The organism is Brachybacterium sp. AG952 (genome assembly GCF_004362645.1).
Classification (GTDB): domain Bacteria; phylum Actinomycetota; class Actinomycetes; order Actinomycetales; family Dermabacteraceae; genus Brachybacterium; species Brachybacterium conglomeratum.
The window spans coordinates 450,455-474,185 of record NZ_SNXV01000001.1; the positions used below are offsets into that span (position 1 = coordinate 450,455).

Sequence of the window (23,731 nt, forward strand, 5' to 3'; positions counted from 1 at the left end):
CTCGGAGACCCTGATGCAGACCGTTCCCCCGACCACCGCTCCCGCCCCGGCACCCGCCGGCGACAGGCGGGCGGACCCCGTGATCCGCGTGAAGGACCTGTCCTTCCGGTACCCGGGCACCGACCGAGACACCCTGCGCAACGTCGACCTCACCGTCGAGCGGGGCGACTTCGTGGCGGTGGTCGGGGGCAACGGCTCCGCCAAGACCACCCTGTGCAAGACCTTCAACGGCCTCGTCCCGCACTACTGGAGCGGCGACTTCGCCGGGTCCGTGCACGTGGACGGGGTCGACACCTGGGACTCGTCCGTCGCGGAGCTCTCCAGCCGTGTCGGCTACGTCTACCAGGACTTCCAGAACCAGCTGGTGCGTCCGACGGTCCGCGACGAGGTCGCCTTCGGACCCCTGAACTTCGGTCACGCTGACTACCGCGAGCGCACCGACGAGGCCCTCGAGCACCTGGGCATCGCCCACCTGCGCGACCAGTTCGTCTGGCAGCTCTCCGGCGGCCAGTCCCATCTCGTGGCCCTCGCCGCGGTGCTCGCCCTGCGCCCCGAGGTGATCGTGGTCGACGAACCGGTCGCCGAGCTCGACCCGGCCCGGGCGCGGGAGATCTACCTGCGACTGCGCGAGCTCAACGAGCGCGACGGCATCACCGTGATCACCATCGAGCACCACGCCGAGTTCATCGCGGAGTTCGCTCGCTCCGTGGTGCTCATGGCCGACGGCGCGCCCGTCTGGCACCTGCCCGTGCAGGAGGCGATGGACCGCCACGCGGACCTCGCCGCCCACGGGGTCCCCGCCCCGGACGCGGTTGCGCTCTCGGCCGCGGCCGGTGCGCGGCCGGTCGCGCTCGACGTCCCCTCCGCCGCCGCGGCCCTGCGGCCCGTCGTGCGGGAACGGCCGACGGGGGAGCGGCCGACGGGGGCCGACGCCCCTGAGGGCGCCGATCCCGCGCCCGTCGTCGACACCGCCGACCAGACTGCCGGGGCCGAGCACGCGCCCGCTGCGCCCGCAGCGCCCGTCGCGTCCGCCGAGATCGTCGCGACGCTGCGCGGCGTCCGCCACGGCTACCGCTCCGTCGCAGGCGGGCTCTCCACCGTCCTCGACGACCTCGACCTGGACCTGCGCGCGGGGGAGCGCATCGCCCTGGTCGGCACCAACGGCGCCGGCAAGACCACGCTGATGAAGCTGCTGACCGGCCTGATCGTGCCGCGCGCGGGCACCGTCACGGTCGACGGGATCGACACTCGCACTCGCTCGGCCGCGAAGATGGCCGACCACGTCTCCTACCTCTACCAGCACCCCCAGCAGATGTTCCTCAAGGACACCGTGCGCGAGGACATCGCCCTGTTCCCGCGCGGGCGGAAGGTGCCCGACGCGGAGGCGATCGTCGAGAGGATCATCGAGGACGTGGGACTCTCCGCCCTCGCGGACCGCGACGGACGCTCCCTCTCCGGCGGCCAGCAGCGCCGCGCGACGCTCGGCATCGGCCTGGCCATGAGGCCCTCGCTGCTGCTCCTGGACGAGCCGACATCGAGCCTGGACATCCGCTCCCGCGACGACGTCACCGCCATGCTCGCCGCGCTCGCAGAGACCGTGCGCTGCGCCGTCGTCGCCACCCACGACATGGAGCTCGTCGCCACCTGGGCGAGCCGCGTCCTCGTGCTCGACCAGGGGAAGGTGCTCGCCGACGTCACCCCGCGCGAGCTCTTCTCCCGCCCCGAGCTCACCGCCCGCACCCGGCTGGTCCCGCCGCAGGCCGCGCGCATCGCGCTCGAGTTGGGCCTGGATCCTCTGCCGCTGACCGCGGCCGAGCTGCGGCAATGGCTGCCGGAGCCCGCGGGAGCCGCTCGGGAGTCCGGCCCGCCGGCCGCGCCCGCACCGCCGTCTGCACCCGCGGAGCCGGACCCGTCGGCCGTCCCCGTCGGCCCCACCGCGAAGGAGGTGCGCTGATGGCGCGCAGGACGCACGACGTGCTCAGCGTCGACTGGATCCGGCTCGAACTGCTGCGCACCGCGTACTCGACCCGCGGCGGGCTGTTCTCGCGGATGGATCCGCGGATCGTGCTGGCCTGGTACCTGATGATGGCGCTCGCACCCTGGTTCACCCATGACACCGGCGTGCTGCTCGTGCTGTTCGCGCTCGGGGTCGTCTCCGTGGCCCTCGCTCGGGTGGGGCCGCTGGTGCTGGGGCTGTTCCTCATCGGCCTGCTCGGCAACGTGATCGGCCTGTTCGTCGCCTCGTTCCTGTTCGGCGGGAACCTCGACACCCTCGTCGCGCTCGCCGAGCTGAACCTCAAGCTCGGCGCCGTCTCCATGGCGTCGATGGCGGCGTTCGTGTCACTGGACCCGGAGAAGCTCTCCGACGCGCTGCTGTGGTTCCGCGCCCCCGAGCTGCTCGCCTTCGGCGTCAGCTACGGCTACCGGATGCTGCCGATCCTGGTGGACGAGTACGTGACCGTCTTCGAGGGGCAGCGCCTGCGGCACGCGCCGGTGGAGAGACCGGGCCTGCTGGGGTGGCGGGTGATGGGTCAGTGGTGCGTCCTCGCCGTCACCGCGTTCTACCCGATCATGCTCAACACCGCGAAGAACGTGCGCACGACGGTCGAGGCGCTCGAGACGCGCGGCTTCACCTACGGTGCCTCGAACCCCGCCGGACGTTCGCTGCGGCTGGCCTACCTGCGCGTCTCGGCGCTGGACCTCGCCGTGCTGCTCGCGACCGCGGTGCTCGTCGTCGCCGCCTTCCCGCTCGGCGCGCGGATCCCTTGGCTCGGGTGAGAGGCAGGGCCATCGGCTGCGGCCCGGGGCGCCCTCGTGGAGCCGGAACAGTCAGGAGACGGCGCAGGGGCGACCAGTACGCCCGTACAGGCATAGTGGTCGCCCCTGCGCCATGAGTCGCCAGGTTCGGCCGACGGGAGCGGCGGCACGGCGCCGAGCACGGGCGCGCTGCGGCGCACGGCAGGGCCCGACCGGTACCCGACCTGCACGGTCGAGCTGCCCGCCGGGCCCTGGCGGGAGCCGAGCTCAGCTTTTGCGGACCTCGTCGGCGGTTCCCTTGGCGGAATCCACCACATCGTCCTTCTGGGCCTGGCCCTCGGACTTCACGGTATCGACGCTGTCGGCCGCGGACTCCTTGACGGTCTGGGCCGCCTGCTGCGCGGGCTCCTTGAGATCCTCGGCGACGGACCGTGCCTGGTCCTTGACGTCCTCGAGCACGGGCTGTGCCGTCTCCTCGAGGCGCGAGACCAGATGCTGCTCCTTGCCGGAGGCGGGGATCAGCGAGGCGGCGAGCCAGCCCACGCCCAGGGCGATGACCCCGGCGGCGAGCGGGTTGCCCTGCGTCTTGCGCTTCAGCTGCTGCGGAGCGCGCTGGGCGGCGTCCTGGGCGTCGCCGGCGGCCGAGCGCACCGAGTCCTTCACATTCGAGGCTTGATCGGACAGCTGCGCACCGGTGCCCTCGGCGGAGCCCATGATGCGGTCCTTCACGCCGCCCACGGCGTCCCGGACCTTGTCGGCCTGGCGGTGGGCGACCTTCGACGGGGTCACCTTCTCGGCCATGGCATCGACGTCGTTCGAGAGGGCGTTGCGGGTGCGCTCGATATCGGCACGGATCTGGTCAGGGTTCTGCTGTGTCATCGTGATTCCTTCGAGGGGGTAACGGCTTCGGGGATGTCCTTGAGGGTCTCAGCGGTGCGCGGCATGCCGTCGACCTCGTCGATGCTCTTCTTGCCGAGGGCCGCGAGGATGCCGGCCACGATCGCCCAGAGGACGGCCACGATCAGCGCGGACCAGGCGTAGCCGACGTCCGTGCCGCCGATCGCGGCCCACAGGGAGATCGACAGGAACAGGAGCACGAAGTGCCCGGCGATGCCGGCGCCGCCGAACATGCCGGCGCCCTTGCCCGCTTCCTTCGCAGACGCCGCCAGCTCGGCCTTGGCCAGGGCGATCTCCTGGCGGATCAGGGTCGACAGGTCCGTGGTCACCTGGGACATGAGGCTGCCCAGGGATTCGGTCTCGGCCCGGCGTTCGGGATCGGTCGGAGGAGGCGTGTAGGGCGCGCTCACCGGTTACCACCCTGCCCGTAGGGGTCGGTCGGGTGCGGTCCGGCCGGGAGCGGCGGATCCACCGGGGTGGCCGCGTCGCTGTACGGCGGTGCCTGCGGAACGCCTGGCCGGGCATGCGTGCCCGGTGCGCCGGCCCCCGGGGCGGGTGGTGCCGGCGGCACGGGCGGGACCGGTGCGGCGAGCGGCGGCGGGGGCACCTGACCCGTGGCCGGGTACCCGTAGCCGGCGCCGGCCGGAGCGGCGGGCGCGTGACGCGGCCCGCCGGAGAGCTGGCCGGAGTCGTCGTCGTCCATGTGGTTCTGCGCGACGCCGCGGGTGAGGCGTCCGGCGGCGAAGCCGATGCCGGCGGCGATCGCGAGGAAGGCCACCGGGCGGCGGCGGGCGAAGCGCTGGACCTCGTCGAGCAGGTCGGCGGGCTCATGGTGCTCGAGCCAGGTCGCGAGCGCCTCGGTCCGGTCGGTGAGCTGGCCGGTGAGCTCGGTGGCCAGGCCCGCCTCGGGCTGCTCGCCGCGGGCCATGCGACCCAGGTCGTCGGTGAACGTGCGCACCGTGCCGGCGGCGCGGTTCATCTGGTCGGTCGCCTGGGTGCTGAGCGTGGACGTGGTCTCGTCCCACAGCTTCCTGCCCTCGCGGGCGGCGTCCTCCTTCACGCTCGCGGCTTCGCTCTTCGCGGTCTCGGCGACCGCGCGTCCGGCGCCCTGGGCGTCCGTCGCGACCTCTCGCGCCGCACCCTTGGCCTGGTCGGCCTTGGACCGGTCGGAGGACGAGGAGCTGTCGACACCGCCGACGGGGCCCGGCGTGGGCGGCGGGCTCCATGGGTCTGGAGCATGCGAGGGGGTCTGCGCACCGTAGGAATCAGTCATGACGTACCTCCCAGTATTAGGAACACACCCGCGACGGTGTGATGGGGGCCACAACACTAGGTCGGTCGGTGCGGCTTCGGGAGGGGCGGCGGCGCGGCGGACCTGCTGTGAGCATCCGCGCGATGTAGCCGATGGGCGCGGTCGTCGGTGCCGGCGACCGCCGGGGGCTGGAATCGGTCCGCTCCCGATCTAGCGTCTGACCTGGGCGTCACAGGGTCGGCGAGATCGCGGCGGGTGGCCGGTAAGCGGCTGATGGGACGCTTCGCGGCGGGTGTTCGGCGGGCTGCTGCGGGCCTGGTCTTCCGGATAGCGACCGCCTGGTCGAGGACAGTCCGCGGAGCGCCGGCGGGGATCCGTTCGGACGCGGAAAGGGTCCCGGGAGGCGCCGATCCCTCGGCACCTCCCCGGACCCTGCGGCGGCGCAGCGTGCGACCGCGGTGAGGCAGCCGCCCGGGCCAGAAAGGTGCCGGAGTCGTGGCACCTTTCCGGACCGGGCGGCGGCGCGGCGCACGGCGCCGCCTGCAGCGGCCCGCGCCGCCGCTCAGTCGTTCTCGGAGGCCTCGGGGTGGCGGGCGATGTTGACGATGGCGGCGCCGAGGCCGCCCCAGACGGTGACGATCGCGACGATCATCATGGTGATGGCGGAGAAGGACATGGTCGCTCCTGGGAGATGGGGGCCGGTGGGGCCGGGACGGGAGGCTGGTCGGGCGTCGGCCGGGACGGGAGGCTGGCCGGGCGTCGGCCGCCACGAGGGCGGGGCCGACGCCCGCAGCTCACGAGCGGGTAGAGCGCAGCTCGTGCGGGGTCCGGGCCGCGGGGTCCGCTGCCAGCCCTCCACCGGTGACGGCCTCCGGGGCGATCGGGTCGCCGTCGGAGTCGTGCTTGTGGAGGTTGGAGCTGGCCGGCCACGGGATCAGCGACAGCACCACCGCCGCGACCACCAGGCCGATGGCCATCAGCCAGCCGAACAGGAGCACGAACCAGCCGGGGTAGTCCTCATAGGTCCCCTCTGCGGTCAGCAGCGTCCAGGTGCTGATGACGAGGGAGACGCCGAGGACCAGCGGGGCGATGACCGCCAGCGAGAGCGTCCAGACGCGGTTGACCGGGAAGGTGCCGAAGAAGTTCAGATGATCGCGCAGCGTGGGCAGACCGCGCACGATGTAGACCACCACGATCGTGGAGACCAGCGCGGCCGCGACGATGCCGTACTCGTTGGCCCACTTGTCGAGCACGTCCAGCAGCGGCAGGCCCATCGTGGTGGAGAACAGTCCCACCGAGACGATCGCCAGCGGCACGCAGACCCCCAGGGTGGCGGGCAGGCGCGAGAGGCCGAACTTGTCCTGGAACGCGGCGATGATCACCTCGACGATCGAGACCAGCGAGGTGAAGCCGGCCAGCACCAGCGAGCCGAAGAACAGCACGCCGATCAGGGCGCCTACCGGCGCCTCGCTGATGATCGCCGGGAACGCGATGAAGGCCAAGCCGACGCCGGAGGTGACGACCTCGTCGATCGCCACGCCCTGCGCCTGGGCCATGAAGCCCAGCGCCGAGAACACGCCGATGCCGCAGAGGATCTCGAAGCTCGAGTTCGCGAAGCCGACCACGAGCCCGGAGCCGGTGAGGTCGGTCTTCTTCTTCAGGTAGGAGGCGTAGGTGAGCATGATGCCGAAGGCCACCGACAGCGAGAAGAAGATCTGGCCGTAGGCCGCGACCCAGACCCCCGGGTCCAGCAGCGCCGACCAGTTGGGCTTGAAGAAGGCGTCCAGGCCCGCGATCGCACCGGGCAGGGTCAGCGAGACGATCACCAGGATCACGAACATGACTATCAGCAGCGGGATGAAGACGATCGCGCTCTTGGCGATGCCGTTGTGCACGCCCAGCGCCATCACCACGATGACCGCGATCCACACCAGGACCATGGAGATCAGCACGGCGGGCACGTAGTCGAAGGCGATCGTGGCGTCGGCGCCGCCGAGGGCGCGGGTGTACTCCCCGAAGAAGCCCGCCGGATCGTCGCCCCAGCGCTTGTCGAAGGAGAAGATCGTGTAGTTCGTGGCCCACGCCAGGATCAGCGCGTAGTAGACCGCGATGATCACGCAGATCAGCACCTGCCACCAGCCGATGAACTCGGTCCAGCGACGGAAGCGGCGCCACGCGGCGGGGGCGGAGCCGCGCCAGCGATGCCCGATCGCGTAGTCGAGGAAGAGCAGCGGGATGCCCGCGGTCAGCAGCGCGACGAGATACGGCAGGATGAACGCGCCGCCGCCGTTGTCGTAGGCGACTGCGGGGAAGCGCCAGATGTTGCCGAGGCCGACGGCGGAGCCGATGGCCGCGAAGATGAAGGCGGTGCGGCCGCGGAACGCACCGCGATCGGCGCTCTGGGTGGCGGCGCCGGCGGACGGGGTTGGTGCACTCACGATGAGCCTCCGGGTGAGCTGCGCCGGTCACGGCGCGGGGGAGAGAGGTCGACGACGTCGGCGACCCGGGGAAGATGCGCCGCCTGAGGGGACGACGGCACGACGGCCGCGGGAGACGGCCCTGGACCGCAGGGATGGGCGGTCCGACGCACGGCGCGGTGCGGGATCGCCGCGGGGCACCGTGGGGGGATCGTACCGTCCAGAGGGATGGACGCGCGCGGGACGGGCGCGGCAGATCGGCTCCGTCCGCCCGGCGGCGCCCGGGCGAGCGGACCTGCCGGTGCGTCGGAGCTGCTGCGCCGACGCACCGACGGTGATCACTCGCCGGGCGGCGGCGGAGGCGTCGGGGCGCCGACGGGCGGTGCGACGCGCGGATGGGTCGTCGCGGGGCGGGAGGGCTCGTCGGCCCCGGCCTGTGCCCCGGCTCCGACGGGGGCGCGCGCGGGCGAGGGATCCCAGCCCGTGTCCACTGCACGACGCTGCATGAGGATCGCGGCTCCCAGGAGCACGGCGCCCAGCACGATCAGCAGGACGATGCCGGGCAGCACCCCGGTGCGCGCCGAGTAGCCGATGAGGATGCCGAACCAGCCGAAGTCGGTGTCGCCGAAGGTAGTGTTCGCGGAGCCGAAGGTGCCCAGCACCTTCAGCAGCAGCGCCGGCAGGAAGGTGACCAGCAGGCCGTTGACGAATCCGCCCGCGACCGCGCCGCGTCGGCCGCCGGTGGCGTTGCCGTACACGCCCGCGGCGCCGCCGGTGAAGAAGTGCGGGACCAGGCCCGGCAGGATCAGCGCGAGGCCGAGCACCGGGCCGAGCCACACGCCGAGCACCAGCAGGCCCACGAGACCGCCCGCGAAGCTCGACAGGAACCCGATCAACACCGCGTTCTGGGCGTAGGGGAACACGATCGGGGCGTCGAGGGCCGGGATCGCGCCGGGCACGACCTTCGCGGCGATGCCCTGGAAGGCGGGGACGAGCTCGCCGAGGATCGTGCGCACGCCGAAGAGGATCACGGCGACCGCGATGCCGAACTGCAGACCCTGGGTCACCGACTGCATGAGGTAGTTGCCCACCCCCGTCGCCCCGCCCTCGAAGGCGCCGAAGGCGGTCTCCTGCCCGGCCCGCGCGAGATACGCGACGGCGACCACGAGATACATCAGCACCATCGACAGAGCGGTGGCGACCATGGAGTCGCGCAGGAAGCGGAGCGACTCGGGGACCTTGAGGTCCTCGGTGGAGCGGCTCTTCCCCTTCGGGTCGACGAGCCGGCCGACGGCGCCGGCGGCGATGTAGCCCGCCGTGCCGAAGTGACCGATCGCGATCGAGTCGTCCCCGGTGATCCGCCGGGTCCAGGGCTGGGCGAGAGCGGGCAGGGCCACCATGAGGATGCCCAGCAGCACCGCGCCGAGCACGACCACGACCACGGTGGGCATCCCGGCCGAGGCCATCACGATCGTGATCAGGGTGGCCATGAACAGCAGGTGGTGACCGGTGAGGAAGACGTAGCGCAGCGGCGTGAAGCGGGCGAGCAGGATCGCGACCACGAAGCCGAGGATCATCAGCCACGCGACCTGGGCGCCGAACTCCTCCTGCGCGATGCCCGCGATCGCCTCGTTGGTCGGGACCACGCCCTGGGCGCCGAGCGCGCCCTGGATCATCACCCCCAGCGGGGTGAGGGAGGCGGTGACGAGCGTGGCGCCGGCGCCGATGAGCAGGAAGCCGAGCACGGCCTTCAGCGCACCGCCGGCCACCTGCCCGGCGGACTTGCGCAGGGCGATCAGGCCGATCGCGGTGATGATGCCGATGAGATAGGCGGGGACGGAGAGCACCTCGTTGACGAGGAACTCGGCGATCGTGACGAGCACGTTCATGGTTCTTCTCCGGGGAGTGGGGACGGGGGAGGGGTGGCCGACAGGTCGGAGAGGGCGGATGCGTCAGACGGCGTAGATGCGGCGCAGGGCCGCGTCGATCTCCGCCTGCGAGGTGAAGTTCTCGATCACCTCGACGCGCACGCCGACCTCGCCGAGGGTGTCCGCGATCGCACCGGAGGTGAGGATCGCGTCGGAGTCCTTGGCGCGGCCCTTCGCAGAGATCGTGTCGGTGGCCTGCACGTCCAGGTGCGAGGACCAGCCCCAGCGGTCCAGCACCTGCTCGGCCGTGTTCTTCAGGAACAGGCTCGTGCCCAGCCCGTTCCCGCACACCGTGAGCAGGAGCTTCTTCGAGGGGACGGCGTCGGCATCGACCATGGCGCCCGTGCCGGAGCCGGAGCCGGAGCCGGTGTCGGTCCGGGCCTCGGCGCCGGACCGGGAGTCCTCTGCCGACCTCGCGCCCGGACCAGCGCCGTCGGCCGCGAGAGCTGCGAGCACGTCCTCTCGCGTCCGCGCCGCGTCGAGCAGGGAACGGCGGGCCGGGTCGGCGAGCACCCCGGCGAGGGCCGCGAGCGCCTCGCGGTGCGCGGAGCTGTCCGCCGCAGCCAGCGCCATGACCAGCGTGACGGGGTCGTTGGCCGCGTTGCCGAAGGCGATCGGCTCCGCCAGGCGCACGAACGACATCCCCGTGCGATGCACCGACTCGTCGGGTCGGGAATGGGCGAGCGCGAATCCCGGTGCGATGACGATGTAGGGGCCGTGCTCCTCGACGGTGCGGATCATCGCCTCGGTGTAGGCGGGGTCGGTGGCGCCGGTGGAGACCAGCAGCTCGCCGGAGCGACGTATCGCCTCGCGCCAGTCGGCGGCATCGGCGTCCAGGAGGATCGTGGACGGGGAGAGCAGTTCGCTGAGCTGTGACATGTCAAGGGCCTCTTCTCACGAGGGCGGCGCGGGGCGGGATCGAAACGCTACGCCTGAGCCGTCGACGATGGGGAGCGCGCCTGTCCCGGTGCGACGAGGCCCACCCGCCCTGCATGTCACGACCCCGCAACCGACGGCAGGCGCGCACGAGGAGACGCGCCCCGACCGTTACGCTCGGGCCCATGTCTGAACCGTCCCCCGTGCGGCTCGGGTCCACCTCGACCGAGCCGTCCACCGCCTACATGCACCAGCTCGACGAGGAGAGGGAGGCGGCTCTGCGCACGCAGAGCCACCCCGGCTCCGACCACACCGGCGCCCCGGAGGCGCTGCGCTCCCGGCTCGAGGAGGAGGTCGACAAGGCCGGCCCCGAGCTCGTCGACCTGATGATCGACCTCGCCGAGCATCCCGAGGTCGCCTTCGAGGAGCACCGCTCCGCCGCCGCTATCGTGAGGATCCTCGAGGGCCACGGCATCGAGGCGCAGCTCGGCGCGCACGGCCTGGCCACCGCTGTCCGCGCCGAGATCCGCGGCGAGGGCGCCGGATCGGCCGACGCGCCGACCGTCGCGGTGCTCTCCGAGTACGACGCCCTGCCCGGCATCGGCCACGGCTGCGGCCACAACGTCATCGCCGTGATGGGCCTGGGCGCCTTCCTGGGGCTCGCGCAGCTCGCGAAGAGGGACCCCTCGGCCGTGCCCGGCACCGTCGTCTACCTCGGCACCCCCGCCGAGGAGGGCCACACCGGCAAGGAGTACATGGCCCGCCAGGGCGCCTTCGACGGGCTCGACGCCGCGGTCATGGCGCACGGCTATCCCGGCTACGACCTGGCCGACCAGGTGTGGCTGGGCCGGCGCACCCTCACCGTCGAGTTCCACGGCCACACCGCCCACGCCTCCGCGCAGCCGTTCATGGGACGCAACGCCCTGGACGCGGCGAGCCTGATGTACCAGGGCATCGGCCTGATGCGCCAGCAGACCCCGCCCAGCGACCGCATCCACGCCGTGATCCGCGAGGGCGGCGAGCGGGCCAGCGTCGTCCCCGACCGCGCGAGGCTCGACCTGTACGTGCGCTCCCAGCGCCCCGAGACCCTCAAGGACCTCTCGCGCCGGGTCGAGGACGTCGCCCACGGCGCGGCCCTGATGGCCGGCGTCGGCGTGACCGTCTCCTGGGACCGCCACCCGCCCTCCCTGCCGGTGCGCACCAACGACGCGCTGACCGGCCGCTGGGTCGAGGCGCAGCGCCGCCGCGGCCGCGACCCGCTGCCGCTGGGCGTGGTCTCCACGACCCTCGCCGCCTCCACCGACTTCGGCAACGTCAGCTACCGCCTGCCCGGCATGCATCCGCTGATCCGCATCGCCCCGGCCGACGTCGCCCTGCACACCCGCGAGTTCGCGGCCGAGTCCACCTCGGCCGACGCCCGCGCGGCGGCGACCGACGGGGCCTACGGCCTGGCCGCCACCCTGCTCGACGTCCTCCACGACCCGGCGCTCGCCGCCGCCGTCGCCGAGGAGTTCGCCGCCGCCGGCGGCGCGATCGACGTCCCCTCCTTCTTCGACTGATCCGCCGCGGCGGACGGCCCCTCCTCGGCCGTCCGCCGACGGACCCGTCGCAGCTGCCCCCGTCGGCCACCGTCGGCCGACGCCCCAAGGCCTCTCCCCACATCCTCTGGAGACTCCCATGAGCGCAACCCCCGCTCCGCCGGTGAAGACCGGCCTGACCGACAAGATCCTCAACGGCGTCGAGAGGGCGGGCAACAAGCTGCCCGAGCCCTTCATGCTGTTCCTCATCCTGTTCGCCGTCACCGGCGTGGTCTCCACGGCCATGGCCTGGGCGGACGTGGAGGTGACGGTGCCCGGCTCGGACGAGGCCACCGTCATCAAGGGCCTGTTCACCGGTGAGGGCCTGACCTGGCTGACCACCACCCTCGGCGAGAACTACATCGGCTTCCCACCGCTGGTGACGGTGCTGCCGATCCTGCTGGCGATCGGCATCTCCCAGCACTCCGGACTGCTCGCCGCCGCGATCCGCAAGCTGTTCGGCTCCTCGCCGTCGTGGATGCTCCCCTACGTGGTGGGCTTCGTGGGCGTCATCTCCTCGATCATGGCCGACTCCGCCTTCGTGGTGGTCCCGCCGCTGGCCGCGCTCGTGTTCAAGGCCGCCGGGCGACACCCCGTCGCGGGCCTGCTGGGCGGCTTCGCCGCCGCCGGCGCCGGCTACTCCACCAACATCTTCCCCACCTCGCTGGACGCGCTGTTCGCCGGGATCACCACCTCCGTGATGGACGCGCTGCCGGACTTCGAGTTCACCGCCGTGAACCCGGTCTCGAACTGGTTCTTCAACATCGCCTCGTCGCTGGTGCTCGGCGTCGTCGCCGGCTTCATCATCGACCGGATCCTGGAGCCGCGCCTGAACCGTCAGGGCATCGGCCGCGACGAGATCGCCGAGGAGGGCGAGGTCGCCACCAGCGGCGAGAGCGCCGAGCAGATGCGCGCCGAGCTGACCCCGACGGAGAACAAGGGCCTGATCGCCGCCGTGATCGCCGCCGTGGTGCTCACCGCGATCGTGCTGGCGGCGACGCTGGTGCCCGCCTCGCCGTGGCGGAACGAGGACGGCGGCTTCCTGCCCGAGTCGCCGCTGCTGGACTCGATCGTGTTCCTGGTCGTCGCCTACTTCATCGTGCTGGGCCTGACCTACGGCATCGTGGTCGGCACCCTGCGCAGCACCAAGGACGCGGTCGCGATGATGACCGAGTCGCTCAAGGAGATGCTGCCCTTCGTGGTGCTCGCCTTCATCCTGGGCAACTTCATCGCCCTGTTCAACTGGTCCGGGATCGGCACCTGGATCGCCGTGACCGGCGCCGCCGCCCTCGAGGGCATCGGCCTGACCGGCTTCCCCGCGGTGCTCGGCTTCATCCTGCTGGCCAGCTGCCTGAACCTGTTCATCATCTCCGGCTCCGGCATGTGGGCGATCATGGCCGCCGTGTTCGTGCCGATGTTCGCGCTGATCGGCTACGAGCCCGCCTTCACCCAGGCCGCGTTCCGCGTGGGCGACTCCGCCACACAGGTCATCACGCCGATGAACCCGTACATGATCGTGCTGCTGGGCATGCTGCGGAAGTACGAGCCCGGCGCGGGGCTCGGCTCGCTGATGGCGCGGATGCTGCCCTTCGTGGTCCCGTTCTGGTGCGTGTGGACTGTGATCCTGGCGGTCTTCTTCTTCGCGGACCTGCCGCTCGGCCCGGGCAACGGGATCTTCCTCGGCTGATCCCCCTCCGGCGGCCCCGTCGACCCCCTCGGCCCTGGAAGGCACGCCGTCCCCACACCTTGCCCATCGAGACGTTGCTTTGGTGCTCTATATGCCCGGAGAGAGCACCAAAGCTACGTCTCGATGGTGTGCCGGGGTCTGGGGTGAGCGGCGGGGCCGTCGGACCGACAGTTTCTGCTGCGCCCAGGACCTATGTCGCGCGTTGCATCGGTCCTGTGGGCAGCAAAACCTGAGCCGGGGTGTGCCTGGGTGCATCTGCCTCAGGCAGCGCTTCGCGCGACCGGTCGGCGGGAGCGAGGCGTCCCTACCCCGTCACCGGGTTGAGCGGCGGGGCGGCCGGCGCGAGGATGGCGGGCATGAGCGAACTCGCCGACCGCCTCCGCGCCCTGCCGTCCTTCCCCGAGGACATGCCCGGCCTCGACCCGGACTCCGCCCCCGAGGACCCGGCCGAGCTCTTCCTCGACTGGCTCGAGGGCGCGATCGCGAGCGGCGCCCGCCAGCCGCACGCCATGACCTTCCAGACCCTCGACGGCGGCGCGCCCGTCGGCCGCACCCTCATCCTCAAGGACCTCGACGAGCGCGGCCTGCACGTCTCCACCCACCGCACCTCCCGCAAGGGCGAGCAGCTCGCCGCCGACCCCCGCGCCGCGATGACCTTCTTCTGGCGCGAGAGCGGCCGACAGGTGCAGGTGGGCGGCGAGGTCGTCGCGCTGGACGAGGCGACCTCGCAGGCCGACTGGGCCTCGCGCCCCTCCTACGACGGCTCCCCGAACCCGGACTGGCAGGTCTACGCCCTGCAGCCGGCCTGGTACGAGTTCACCCAGTCGCGGCTGGACCGCAAGCACGTGCGCGTCGGCTACCGGCGCGAGGGCGGCGAATGGACGCACGCGCGAGTCACCACCCCGGCGGGCTGACCGGCCGGCGAGGCCGCCGTCCCCGTCGGCATCCGCTCCGCGCCTCCGGCGGCGCCGGTCCCCGCTCCGCAGCCCCGGCCGCACCGGTCCCGGACTCGCGCGCTCCGACGGGACTGGCCCCCACCTCAGCGCTCCCGGACGAAGCGCCGGTGCGGGCGGCCGTAGGCGTCGACGATCCCGTCGTCCGCGAAGCCGAGCCGGGCGAGCACCGCGGCCGAGGCCGGGTTCGCGAGGTCGGCGAGGCCGACGAGACGGCGCAGCCCGAGCGGCCCGTCGGCCGCCTCCACGCACAGCCGTCCCGCCTCGGTCGCGAGACCGCGGCCCCACCGGTCCCGGGCCAGCGTGTAGCCGAGCTCGATGCCCTGGTCGGTGACCTCCAGACCCGCATCGCCGACCAGCTCGCCGCGTGCACGCTCGATCACGGCCCAGAACGCGAAGCCGTGCCGGGCATGGTGGGCGGCGTAGTCGGCGAGCATCTGCGCGGACCGCTCCGGGGAGGCGGGATCGCCGTCGCCGACGAAGCGCATCACCTCGGGATCGCCGTAGACGCGATGCGCGGCCGCGGCGTCGTCGGCAGTGAACGGTCGCAGGTCCAGGCGCGGGCCGCGCAGCGGGAACCGGAGGGTCATCCCGCCAGTATGGCGAGGGGCCGGCCCGGCCGGGAGGTCAGCTGACGACCGTGGCGAGGCCCTGGCGTGCGTGGCGCAGCCGGTCGGGGGAGTAGGTGGTGATGCCGATCTCCTGGGCGCGGCCCGGATCGGAGACGCGCAGGTTCCCGTTCTCGTCCTCGCCCTGGGCGACGACGAAGTGGCCGTAGTCGGCCTCCTCCTCGCCGAGCAGCCGGCCGTGGTGGACGTGCAGGATCACGACCTTGCCGCGCGCGGCGGCCTCCAGCCCCTCCTCGAACCGGGCGCGGGTGGCGCGGGCGCCCGCGTCCCGCAGGCCGTTCTCGAGGTCGCCGAGATAGGCACCCGTGTAGTCGACGGTCTTCTTCTCGGGCTCGCCCCACGGGGACAGGCCGCAGCGGGCCCGCATCTCGATGACCGCCTTGCGGTTGCCGCCCACCGTCGTGCCCTTCTCGCCCGAGACGTAGTGCGGGACCTTCCTGCCCGCGGCGACCATGGCGATGACCGTCGAGGTGGGGCCGCAGTTCTCCGTGTCCCACGGACCGGTGCCGATCTGGTCGACGACCACGAGGTCGCCGGAGGCATGGGCCTGCGTGGATGCGAGCAGTCCGGCCGCGGTGAGGCCGAGGGCGCCGAAGCCGCGGAGCGCGGTGCGTCGGCTGAGGGTGCTGTCGAGCGGGGTGGGCAACCCGGTCACCTCCGAGGGGTCGAGGGGAGCGACCGGGCGAGCCTCGTCGGGCGGCAGTCGATCGCGCACCGTCCCCGCGAGACGCGACCGATGCGCCGAAATGAGCCATCGACGCTGTCACAGCGCACCCCCCGCACGGCAAGATGTGCGTGATCCACCGCTCGTGCGACACGAACCACATCGGGGCAGGCGCCCCGGTGCGGGCTACCCTTGCCGGGATGTCACGCGCCGCCCTCCTGCCTCCCGTGCTGCTCGGCCTCGTGGTCCTGCTGCTCGCGCAGATGGCGGGCCTGGCCGCGACGGCGATGCTCGACCTGCCCGTGCCCGGCGTGGTGCTCGGGATCGTGCTGCTGGTGCTGCTGGGCATCCTGCGGCCCACCCGCGGCGTGGTCCGCGCCGCCGAGCCCGCGGCAACCCCGCTGCTGGCCCACCTGCAGCTGCTGTTCGTCCCGCCCGGCGTGGGGATCCTGCTCGAGCTGGACACCCTCGCCGCGAACGCGCTCCCGCTCGCTCTCGCCGTGGGCGGGTCCTTCGTGCTCGCGCTGGTGATCTCCGGGCTGATGCTCCAGGCGCTGCTGCGCCGCCAGGACCGCCGACGGGGTGAGGCGGGCGGTCCCGACGCCCCGCCTCCGGCCGACGGGACGGACGGCCCCGGCAGGTCGCCGGGGCACGGCGGGGCCGGACCGTCGGCGGCCGCAGGAGGTGCCCGCGCATGAGCGCGCTGTACGAGCTGCCGGTCTTCGGCCTCACCCTGACCCTCGTCGTATACCTGCTGTCCTACGGGCTGTACCACCGGCTGGGTCGTCCCGGCCTGCTCTCCCCGGTGCTGGTCAGCGTGGTGGTGATCGCGACCGTGCTGCAGCTGACCGGGATGCCCTACGCCCTCTACCTCGAGCAGGTCGCGCTGCTGACGCTCCTGCTGGGCCCCGCGACCGTCGCCCTCGCCCTGCCGCTGCTGCGCAACGGCCGCGCGCTGCTCGCCTCGGCGCCGGCCGTGCTCGGAACCCTCCTGGTCGCGGGGATCGTGAGCATCTCGGTGACCGTCGCCGCGATGGTCGCGCTCGGGGCCGACGAAGCGACGCTGCGCGCCGCACTGCCGCGCTCGGTCACCTCGCCCGTCGGTCTCACGATCGCCGAGAGTCTCGGGGCGTCGGTGCCGCTCGCGGTGGTGCTGACCCTGGTCTCCGGCACGCTCGGCGCGGTGGTGGGGCCGGCGCTGCTGAGCCTGATGCGTGTCCGCGACGAGCGGGCGCGCGGCTTCGCGATCGGCCTGACCTCTCACGGGATCGGCACTTCGCGGGTGCTGGGGGAGTCGACGGTCTCCGGCGGCTGGTCGAGCGCCGCGATGGTGCTGAACGCGCTCGCGATGACGGTGACGCTGCCGGTCGTCGCGCACCTGGTGACCGGCTGAGCGCCCGCGTTCAGAGCATCGCGTCGTATCCCGCCCGGAAGTCCGGGAACTCGAGCTCGCCCAGCAGCTCGTGCAGCGCGGTCGCATCCAGCACGGTGCCTGCCCCGGGATCAGGTGAGGTGCGCGGCGGCGCGGGCACGCCGAGACGCTGGGCGAGATGTGCGACGACCTCGCCGAGCAGGGCGGGTGCGCCGTCCGTCGCATGGAGCAGCGCCGGCGGTGCGGGCGAGGACAGCAGTGCGAGGATCGCGCGGGCGAGATCGGCCTCGTGGATCCGGTTCGTCCGACGACCGTGCTCGACCGGGCGCCCCTCGAGGACGGTCCGGATCAGACGGTTCCTGCCGGGCCCGTAGATCCCCGCCGGGCGCAGGATCACCGCGCCGAACAGCTCGCGCGCCGTCTCCTCGCCCTCGATCAGCACGCGGGCGCGGTCGGAGCGCGGTCGCGCGGGGTCCGCCTCGGTGAGCGGACGCGAGGCGTCGTATCCCTCGAGGACCCGGGTGGAGGAGACGAACACCGTGCGCCGTGGGACCTCGGGCAGCGCGGCCGCGAGATGCGCGAGAGGCTCGCGATAGCTCGGAGCGGCCGACGGGGTGAGGGTGACGACCATGGCGTCGACCCGCGGCAGCGGGGTGGGGAGGGCGGCGGAGAGATCGGCGGCGACGGGCACGAACCCCGGCGGCAGGGAGCTCGGGTCGCGGCGCAGCCCGAGGACCTCGTGACGACCTCTCTCGTCCTGATCAGCGAGCAGCAGCTCGCCCACCCGCAGGCCCAGGCGCCCGCAGCCCACCAGCAAGGTCCTCGTCGTCATGGCCGTCCTTCCGCGCGGGGAGCCTCCAGTATGGCGTGATCCGGCCCGCTCGGTGCGGCCAGTCTGACCGGTCGAGCCCGATGTCGCCGGTACGCCCAGGTGCCTCGGATCTCAGCCGCGATGGCCGAAAGTCGGGTGCGCCGGGCGGTGCTCCCGGGGGAGGATTGCTCCTCGGACCGGCCCTGTGCGCCTGAGCCCCTGCCGCGACCAGCGGTCCCGCTCCGGCAGCGCCCGTCACCCCGGGCTCCGGCAGGTCCGGCGCACGCCCCGCCGACCACTCGGCCGACGAACCCGTCGGCCACTTCGAGGACAGGACCTGTCCTCACCCCGTCCTACGCTCCGACGAGACCCCGGCCGCTCACCCCCGTCGGCCGGGCCGCACCACCCTGCTCCGGGAGATCCCCTCATGCTCTGGACCCTGATCCGGCGCCATCTGCGGCCCTACCTGCCGCACGTGGCCGCCGTGGCCGTCCTCCAGCTCGCGACCGTGCTCGCGACCCTCTACCTGCCCAGCCTCAACGCCGACATCATCGACAACGGCGTCGCCACCGGCGACACCGACTACATCTGGCGCATCGGGGGGATCATGCTGATCGTCGCGATGGCGCAGGTCATCACCGCGATCGCGTCGGTCTGGTTCGGCGCCCGCGTCGCGATGGGCATGGGCCGCGACATCCGCCGCTCCGTCTACACCCGCGTGGACCGCTTCTCGACCGAGGAGATGGGCCGCTACGGCGCCCCGACCCTCATCACGCGCGCGACCAACGACGTCCAGCAGGTGCAGATGCTCGTGCTGATGACCCTGAACTTCATGGTCATGGTGCCGATCATGTCCATCGGCGGGATCGTCATGGCGATCCAGGAGGACCCGGGGCTGTCCTGGCTGGTGTGGGTGTCCGTGCCGGTGCTGATGGTGATCGTCGGCCTGCTGGTCACCCGGCTGATGCCGCTGTTCCAGCGGATGCAGGACAACATCGACTCCATCAACGGCGTGATGCGCGAGCAGATCATGGGGATCCGCGTGGTGCGCGCCTTCGTGCGGGAGGAGCACGAGACCGGCCGCTTCCGCGACGCGAACGCGACCCTCACCGACACCTCGGTGCGGATCGGTCGCCTCTTCGTGATCATGGGCCCGGCGATCACGATCGTGCTCCACCTCGCCACCGCCGCCGTGCTCTGGTTCGGCGGTCACCGCGTGGACGCGGGGCTCGTCGAGGTCGGCGCGCTCACCGCCTTCATGCAGTACCTGCTGCAGATCCTGATGGCGGTCATGATGGGCACCTTCATGTTCATGATGTTCCCGCGCGCGATCATCTCCGCCCGCCGCATCGGCGAGGTCCTCGAGACCGCCCCCACCCTCCACGAGCCCGCCGCCCCGACCCCGCTGCCGGCGGCCGACGGGGGCGCGACCGTCGAGTTCCGCGACGTCACCTTCTCCTACCCGGGCGCCGAGTCCCCGGTGCTGGACGGCGTCTCGTTCACCGCCGAGGCCGGCCGCACCACCGCGATCATCGGCTCGACCGGTTCCGGCAAGACCACGCTGGTCAGCCTCATCCCGCGCCTGCACGACGCGACCAGCGGCCAGGTGCTGCTGGACGGGGTACCGGTCACCGACCTCGCCCGCGCCGACATCTCCGCCGCCGTCGGCCTCGTGCCGCAGAAGCCCTACCTGTTCTCCGGCACCATCGCGCACAACCTCCGCTTCGGCGACCCGTCGGCCGACGAGAAGCAGCTCTGGGACGCGCTCGAGGTCGCCCAGGGCGCCGGTTTCGTGCGGGAGCGCAGCTCCGGCGAGGGCGAGGACGTCGCCACCGGGCTCGAGTCCACCGTCTCCCAGGGCGGCACCAACGTCTCGGGCGGCCAGCGGCAGCGCCTGTGCATCGCCCGCACCCTCGTCGCCGCGCCGCGCGTGTTCGTCTTCGACGACTCGTTCTCGGCGCTGGACGTCACCACGGACGCGAAGGTGCGCGAGGGCCTCGCCCGGCACACTCGCGGCGCGACCACGATCATCGTCGCCCAGCGCATCTCCACCATCACCTCCGCCGACCAGATCCTCGTGCTCGAGGAGGGTCGGATCGTCGGCCGCGGCACCCACGAGGAGCTGCTGGAGAGCTCCGAGACCTACCGGGAGATCGTCGACTCCCAGATCACCGCGGAGGAGATGGCATGAGCACCAGGAAGAAGACCTCCGCGAAGAAGTTTTCCGAGGCCAAGGGCGCCGGGACCGCCGAGCTCACCGAGGCCGAGATCCTCGAGATGCAGGACTCGATGAGCAGCGAATGGGGCGAGGGCGCGCCCCGCAAGGCGAAGGCGTTCTGGCCCTCCGCGCTGCGGCTCGCCGGCACCTTCCGCGAGCACAAGCTGGGGCTCGCCGTGGTGCTCGCCTTCGGCATCGTCTCGACGGTGCTCACCGTGTGGGCGCCCTCGATCCTCGGCGACGCCATGGACGTCATCTTCGACGGCTTCCTCGGCGACGGCGTCGAGTTCGGGGCGCTCGGCCGGTTGCTGCTGATCGTGCTGGGGATGTACGTGATCGCGGCGCTGTTCGACTGGCTGCAGGGCCGGCTGCTGAACGACGTGGTGATGGACATCGTCTACGACCTGCGCGAGCGGATCGAGGCGAAGGTCAACCGCCTGCCGCTGAGCTACTTCGACACCCGCCAGCGCGGCGACCTGCTCTCCCGCACCACCAACGACGTCGACAACGTCCAGACCGCCCTGCAGCAGGCCTTCGCCTCGCTCGTGTACGCGGTCCTCACCATCGTCGGCATCACCGTGATGATGTTCTGGCTGTCCTGGCAGCTCGCGCTCATCGCCCTGATCGCCCTGCCGATCTCCGGCGTGGTCATCGGCATCATCGGCGCGAAGTCGCAGAAGCTCTTCACCGCCCAGTGGCGGGGCACCGGGCGGCTGAACGGCCATGTCGAGGAGTCCTTCACCGGCCACGACCTGGTCACCGTCTTCGACCGCCAGGACTCGATGCGCGAGCAGTTCGATACGCGCAACGAGGAGCTGTGGGAGGCGTCGTTCAAGGCGCAGTTCTATTCCGGCATGATCATGCCGATCATGCAGTGGGTGACCTACCTCGGCTATGTCGGCATCGCCGTGGTCGGCGGTCTGCGGATCGCGGCCGGGCAGATGAGCCTCGGTCAGGTCACCGCGTTCATCCAGTACTCCCGTGAGTTCAACGCGCCGCTGGGCGAGGTGGCGGGGATGGCGAACATGCTCATCTCCGGCGTCGCCTCCGCCGAGCGGATCTTCGAGCTGCTGGATGCCGAGGAGCAGGAGCCCGACGGGCAGATCACCGCGCGCGGGCCCGTGGGCGAGGAGGCGGCCGGTGCCATGGGCTCGGCCGATGCGTCGGCTGCCGTGCACGCCGAGGCGTCGGCCCCCGCGGGGCGCATCGTCCCGCGCCAGGAGCTCACCGGGGCGACCCGCGGCCGGATCGAGTTCGACCACGTCGCCTTCTCCTACACCCCGGAGAAGCCGCTGATCAGCGACCTGTCGCTGACCGCGGAGCCCGGGCAGACAGTCGCGATCGTCGGCCCTACCGGTGCGGGCAAGACCACCCTGGTCAACCTCATCATGCGGTTCTATGAGATCGACGCCGGCGAGATCCGGCTCGACGGCGTGGACATCCGCGCCCTGGACCGCGGCGCGGTGCGCTCCCGCGTGGGCATGGTGCTCCAGGACGCGGTGCTCTTCGGCGGCACGATCCGGGAGAACATCCGCTACGGCCGGCTGGATGCGACCGACGAGGAGGTGGTCGCCGCCGCGACCGCCACCTTCGTGGACCGCTTCGTGCACACCCTCCCCGACGGCTACGACACCGTCATCGAGGACGAGGGCGCGAACGTCTCCGCCGGCGAGCGTCAGCTGATCACGATCGCCCGCGCCTTCCTCGCGGACCCCGCGCTGCTGATCCTCGACGAGGCCACCAGCTCCGTGGACACCCGCACCGAGGTGCTCGTGCAGGAGGCGATGGCGGCGCTGCGCACCGACCGCACCAGCTTCGTCATCGCGCACCGGCTCTCCACGATCCGCGACGCGGACGTGATCCTGGTGATGGAGCACGGCGACATCGTCGAGCAGGGCTCGCACGACGAGCTGCTCGCCGCGGGCGGCGCCTACCACCGGCTGTACTGGTCGCAGTTCGCCGACGGCATGGACCCCGACGAGGACGAGGCCGTGCTCGAGGGCACCACCACCGGGCCGGTCCCCGCCGTCGCCGCGACCGAGGGGGCCGCCGTCCCCGGCGAACAGGGGGCGGCCGGCGCGCAGTAGGCCCGTCGGCCGGCGGCGAGCAGGCACGTCTGCCGGTCGGGCTGACAGGCGATCGGGCGTCGGCCCGTCGGCCGACAGGGCGGATGGCATTCGAGACGTAGGTTCTGCGCGGAATGAGCCCGCTTACGGAGCAGAACCTACGTCTCGCCGATGAGGTGGGCGAGGCGGCCCTGCTGCAGCGGCCCTGCAAGAATCCCCCTGGGCAGGAGCGGGCGCGGCCGGTAGCGTCGAGGCCATGGACGTCACCGTCATCGGAGGCGGCATCGCCGGCCTCGCCCTCGCCCACCAGCTCGCCCCCGACCACGACGTCACCGTGCTCGAGGCCTCCCCGGGCCCCCGCGGCGGCGGCTACATGATCGACTTCTTCGGCCCCGGATTCGTCGCCGCCGAGCGGATGGGGATCATCGACGAGCTCCGCGCCCGCGGTCACGTCTACGAGGGCGTGCGCTACGGGACGCCCGACGGGGCCGAGTCCGGCCGGATCGACGTCAGGCCGCTCGCCGCGGCCCTGGGTGGCCGCTACTTCTCCATCCTCCGCCCGGAGGTCGAGCTCGGGCTCCTCGCCGTGCTGCCGCGCTCCGTCGACCTGCGCTACGGCGCCCGCGCGGTCGCGGTCCGCGACATCGGGCTGCAGGGCGGCGGCTCCCCGCGCGGCGCCCTGGTCGAGCTCGCCGACGGGACCACGCTCGCCTCCGACCTCGTCGTGGCCTGCGACGGGGTGCGCTCCCCGGTGCGGGAGAGGGTCGCGCCCGGGCACGGGGAGATCGTGCCGATGGGCTATCGCGTGGCGAGCTACCTCTATCCGGATCCGGAGCTCGCAGGCGAGCTGGGGGAGCGGATGCTCATGACCGACACCGTCGGCCGGGTGGGCTGGGCGTACGCGGCCGGCGACGGCCGGGTCGGGGCGATGTTCGCCGAGCGCAATGATGCGGCGAGCACCGAGCGGCCCGTCCCCGATCGGGAACGGCTCCAGCGCGACTTCGCCGGCCTCCACCCGCAGGTCGACCGGGCCCTCGCGAACGCCCCGGAGTCCTTCTACGACGACCTCGCCGCCCAGGCGATCGCACCCCGCTGGAGCCGCGGGCGCGTGGTCCTCGCCGGGGACGCCGCCCACGCCCCCTCGCTCCTGGCCGGGCAGGGCACCTCGCTCGCGATCGCGGGGGCCGAGGCGCTGGCCCGGAGCCTCCGCGCGGCCGGCCCGCACGTCGAGGTGGGGCTGGTCGAGTACGAACGGCGCTGGCGGCCGACGGCCGAGCAGGTGCAGCTCGCGGGCCGTCGCAGCGCCTCCTTCTTCGCGCCCGCGACCCGGCTCCAGCTGCGCCTCCAGCAGATCGCCCGCCGGGCGGTCACGCTCCCCGGGGCGAGCCTGTTCGCCGCCCGGAGCGTCCTCGGCCACTGAGCCGCCTGCGCTCGACGGCGGACGGACGCCCCGTCGAGCCGTGCGCGTCGTCGGAGGGCCTTCGGCTGATCCCGATCGGCCGGGCGTGACCGGTCGAGGGGTGCCGCCGGCGGATCCCCATCGGCCGGGCGTGACCGGCCGACGGGCTCCGCCCGGCGGATCCCACCCGTCGACGGGGCCGGTTCCCCCGCGCGGGGGAGGTGCGGA

General features: G+C 72.5%; 20 protein-coding genes. 10 read left to right on the top strand and 10 right to left on the bottom strand.

The window, feature by feature from the left end; all coding sequences use genetic code 11:
• Window positions 1-13: 13 nt before the first annotated feature.
• On the top strand, window positions 14-1,954 hold the full coding sequence (locus tag DEU31_RS02010; protein WP_243733671.1) for an ABC transporter ATP-binding protein: 1,941 nt from the start codon (window positions 14-16) through the stop codon (window positions 1,952-1,954).
• Entirely contained in the window at window positions 1,954-2,778 is an 825-nt protein-coding gene (locus DEU31_RS02015; RefSeq protein WP_133675415.1) for an energy-coupling factor transporter transmembrane component T, read from the top strand. The genes DEU31_RS02010 and DEU31_RS02015 overlap by 1 nt, the downstream gene beginning before the upstream one ends.
• 246 nt (window positions 2,779-3,024) lie before the next feature.
• Here DEU31_RS02015 and DEU31_RS02020 read toward each other — a convergent pair whose 3' ends face one another.
• The 7 genes from DEU31_RS02020 to DEU31_RS02050 form a co-directional block, all read right to left on the bottom strand.
• Window positions 3,025-3,636: a DUF3618 domain-containing protein gene (locus DEU31_RS02020; RefSeq protein WP_133675417.1), complete on the bottom strand. Its 612-nt coding sequence runs from the start codon at window positions 3,634-3,636 to the stop codon at window positions 3,025-3,027.
• Entirely contained in the window at window positions 3,633-4,064 is a 432-nt protein-coding gene (locus tag DEU31_RS02025; protein ID WP_133675419.1) for a phage holin family protein, read from the bottom strand. Before DEU31_RS02025 ends, DEU31_RS02020 begins: the two co-directional genes overlap by 4 nt.
• Window positions 4,061-4,927: a hypothetical protein gene (locus DEU31_RS02030; protein ID WP_133675421.1), complete on the bottom strand. Its 867-nt coding sequence runs from the start codon at window positions 4,925-4,927 to the stop codon at window positions 4,061-4,063. Before DEU31_RS02030 ends, DEU31_RS02025 begins: the two co-directional genes overlap by 4 nt.
• A 541-nt stretch (window positions 4,928-5,468) precedes the next feature.
• On the bottom strand, window positions 5,469-5,582 hold the full coding sequence (locus DEU31_RS02035; protein WP_133675422.1) for a methionine/alanine import family NSS transporter small subunit: 114 nt from the start codon (window positions 5,580-5,582) through the stop codon (window positions 5,469-5,471).
• 118 nt (window positions 5,583-5,700) lie between these two features.
• The gene (locus tag DEU31_RS02040; RefSeq protein WP_133675424.1) at window positions 5,701-7,344 is read right to left on the bottom strand and encodes a sodium-dependent transporter; all 1,644 of its coding nucleotides are present in this window, start codon (window positions 7,342-7,344) and stop codon (window positions 5,701-5,703) included.
• 317 nt (window positions 7,345-7,661) lie between these two features.
• Window positions 7,662-9,212 (bottom strand): PTS ascorbate transporter subunit IIC, encoded by a 1,551-nt coding sequence (locus DEU31_RS02045; protein WP_133675426.1) that lies wholly within the window; start codon window positions 9,210-9,212, stop codon window positions 7,662-7,664.
• 63 nt (window positions 9,213-9,275) lie between these two features.
• Window positions 9,276-10,130, bottom strand: coding sequence for a PTS sugar transporter subunit IIA (locus DEU31_RS02050; RefSeq protein ID WP_133675428.1), 855 nt, complete (start codon window positions 10,128-10,130; stop codon window positions 9,276-9,278).
• A 182-nt stretch (window positions 10,131-10,312) separates the two neighbouring features.
• Here DEU31_RS02050 and DEU31_RS02055 point away from each other — a divergent pair, with 182 nt between their 5' ends.
• The 3 genes from DEU31_RS02055 (at window position 10,313) to DEU31_RS02065 (ending at window position 14,305) form a co-directional block, all read left to right on the top strand.
• A complete protein-coding gene (locus DEU31_RS02055) occupies window positions 10,313-11,686 on the top strand; it encodes a M20 family metallopeptidase (protein ID WP_133675430.1) in 1,374 nt (457 codons plus the stop codon).
• A 118-nt stretch (window positions 11,687-11,804) separates the two neighbouring features.
• Window positions 11,805-13,391 carry an AbgT family transporter gene (locus DEU31_RS02060; protein ID WP_133675432.1) on the top strand — a complete coding sequence of 529 codons (1,587 nt, stop codon included), beginning with the start codon at window positions 11,805-11,807 and terminating at the stop codon, window positions 13,389-13,391.
• Between the two features lie 356 nt (window positions 13,392-13,747).
• Window positions 13,748-14,305 (top strand): pyridoxamine 5'-phosphate oxidase family protein, encoded by a 558-nt coding sequence (locus DEU31_RS02065; protein ID WP_010549320.1) that lies wholly within the window; start codon window positions 13,748-13,750, stop codon window positions 14,303-14,305.
• 125 nt (window positions 14,306-14,430) lie between these two features.
• On the opposite strand, the gene DEU31_RS02070 is transcribed toward DEU31_RS02065, so the two are convergent.
• Window positions 14,431-14,934, bottom strand: coding sequence for a GNAT family N-acetyltransferase (locus DEU31_RS02070; protein WP_133675434.1), 504 nt, complete (start codon window positions 14,932-14,934; stop codon window positions 14,431-14,433).
• Window positions 14,935-14,971: 37 nt separating this feature from the next.
• Window positions 14,972-15,619 carry a hypothetical protein gene (locus DEU31_RS02075; protein ID WP_133675436.1) on the bottom strand — a complete coding sequence of 216 codons (648 nt, stop codon included), beginning with the start codon at window positions 15,617-15,619 and terminating at the stop codon, window positions 14,972-14,974.
• Window positions 15,620-15,837: 218 nt separating this feature from the next.
• Between DEU31_RS02075 and DEU31_RS02080 the strand changes: the two genes are divergently transcribed.
• Both DEU31_RS02080 and DEU31_RS02085 read left to right on the top strand, forming a co-directional pair.
• Window positions 15,838-16,335, top strand: coding sequence for a CidA/LrgA family protein (locus DEU31_RS02080; RefSeq protein ID WP_133675438.1), 498 nt, complete (start codon window positions 15,838-15,840; stop codon window positions 16,333-16,335).
• Window positions 16,332-17,030 carry an LrgB family protein gene (locus DEU31_RS02085; RefSeq protein ID WP_133675440.1) on the top strand — a complete coding sequence of 233 codons (699 nt, stop codon included), beginning with the start codon at window positions 16,332-16,334 and terminating at the stop codon, window positions 17,028-17,030. Before DEU31_RS02080 ends, DEU31_RS02085 begins: the two co-directional genes overlap by 4 nt.
• A gap of 10 nt (window positions 17,031-17,040) precedes the next feature.
• Here DEU31_RS02085 and DEU31_RS02090 read toward each other — a convergent pair whose 3' ends face one another.
• Window positions 17,041-17,841 (bottom strand): sugar nucleotide-binding protein, encoded by an 801-nt coding sequence (locus tag DEU31_RS02090; protein ID WP_133675441.1) that lies wholly within the window; start codon window positions 17,839-17,841, stop codon window positions 17,041-17,043.
• Between the two features lie 406 nt (window positions 17,842-18,247).
• Here DEU31_RS02090 and DEU31_RS02095 point away from each other — a divergent pair, with 406 nt between their 5' ends.
• From DEU31_RS02095 to DEU31_RS02105, 3 genes are all read left to right on the top strand, one after another.
• The gene (locus tag DEU31_RS02095) at window positions 18,248-20,011 is read left to right on the top strand and encodes an ABC transporter ATP-binding protein (RefSeq protein ID WP_133675443.1); all 1,764 of its coding nucleotides are present in this window, start codon (window positions 18,248-18,250) and stop codon (window positions 20,009-20,011) included.
• Complete coding sequence (locus tag DEU31_RS02100) at window positions 20,008-22,125, top strand: ABC transporter ATP-binding protein (RefSeq protein ID WP_133675445.1); 2,118 nt, start codon at window positions 20,008-20,010, stop codon at window positions 22,123-22,125. The genes DEU31_RS02095 and DEU31_RS02100 overlap by 4 nt, the downstream gene beginning before the upstream one ends.
• Window positions 22,126-22,360: 235 nt before the next feature.
• Complete coding sequence (locus DEU31_RS02105; RefSeq protein WP_133675447.1) at window positions 22,361-23,524, top strand: FAD-dependent oxidoreductase; 1,164 nt, start codon at window positions 22,361-22,363, stop codon at window positions 23,522-23,524.
• The last annotated feature ends 207 nt before the right edge of the window (window positions 23,525-23,731 follow it).

Excerpts from the sequence above, each read along its gene's own strand:
- DEU31_RS02010 (WP_243733671.1), top strand. The coding sequence starts at position 14 with ATGCAGACCGTTCCCCCGACCACCGCTCCCGCCCCGGCACCCGCCGGC.
- DEU31_RS02015 (WP_133675415.1), top strand. The coding sequence starts at position 1,954 with ATGGCGCGCAGGACGCACGACGTGCTCAGCGTCGACTGGATCCGGCTC.
- DEU31_RS02020 (WP_133675417.1), bottom strand. The coding sequence starts at position 3,636 with ATGACACAGCAGAACCCTGACCAGATCCGTGCCGATATCGAGCGCACC.
- DEU31_RS02030 (WP_133675421.1), bottom strand. The coding sequence starts at position 4,927 with ATGACTGATTCCTACGGTGCGCAGACCCCCTCGCATGCTCCAGACCCA.
- DEU31_RS02035 (WP_133675422.1), bottom strand. The coding sequence starts at position 5,582 with ATGTCCTTCTCCGCCATCACCATGATGATCGTCGCGATCGTCACCGTC.
- DEU31_RS02045 (WP_133675426.1), bottom strand. The coding sequence starts at position 9,212 with ATGAACGTGCTCGTCACGATCGCCGAGTTCCTCGTCAACGAGGTGCTC.
- DEU31_RS02050 (WP_133675428.1), bottom strand. The coding sequence starts at position 10,130 with ATGTCACAGCTCAGCGAACTGCTCTCCCCGTCCACGATCCTCCTGGAC.
- DEU31_RS02055 (WP_133675430.1), top strand. The coding sequence starts at position 10,313 with ATGTCTGAACCGTCCCCCGTGCGGCTCGGGTCCACCTCGACCGAGCCG.
- DEU31_RS02060 (WP_133675432.1), top strand. The coding sequence starts at position 11,805 with ATGAGCGCAACCCCCGCTCCGCCGGTGAAGACCGGCCTGACCGACAAG.
- DEU31_RS02065 (WP_010549320.1), top strand. The coding sequence starts at position 13,748 with ATGAGCGAACTCGCCGACCGCCTCCGCGCCCTGCCGTCCTTCCCCGAG.
- DEU31_RS02070 (WP_133675434.1), bottom strand. The coding sequence starts at position 14,934 with ATGACCCTCCGGTTCCCGCTGCGCGGCCCGCGCCTGGACCTGCGACCG.
- DEU31_RS02080 (WP_133675438.1), top strand. The coding sequence starts at position 15,838 with ATGTCACGCGCCGCCCTCCTGCCTCCCGTGCTGCTCGGCCTCGTGGTC.
- DEU31_RS02085 (WP_133675440.1), top strand. The coding sequence starts at position 16,332 with ATGAGCGCGCTGTACGAGCTGCCGGTCTTCGGCCTCACCCTGACCCTC.
- DEU31_RS02090 (WP_133675441.1), bottom strand. The coding sequence starts at position 17,841 with ATGACGACGAGGACCTTGCTGGTGGGCTGCGGGCGCCTGGGCCTGCGG.
- DEU31_RS02095 (WP_133675443.1), top strand. The coding sequence starts at position 18,248 with ATGCTCTGGACCCTGATCCGGCGCCATCTGCGGCCCTACCTGCCGCAC.
- DEU31_RS02100 (WP_133675445.1), top strand. The coding sequence starts at position 20,008 with ATGAGCACCAGGAAGAAGACCTCCGCGAAGAAGTTTTCCGAGGCCAAG.
- DEU31_RS02105 (WP_133675447.1), top strand. The coding sequence starts at position 22,361 with ATGGACGTCACCGTCATCGGAGGCGGCATCGCCGGCCTCGCCCTCGCC.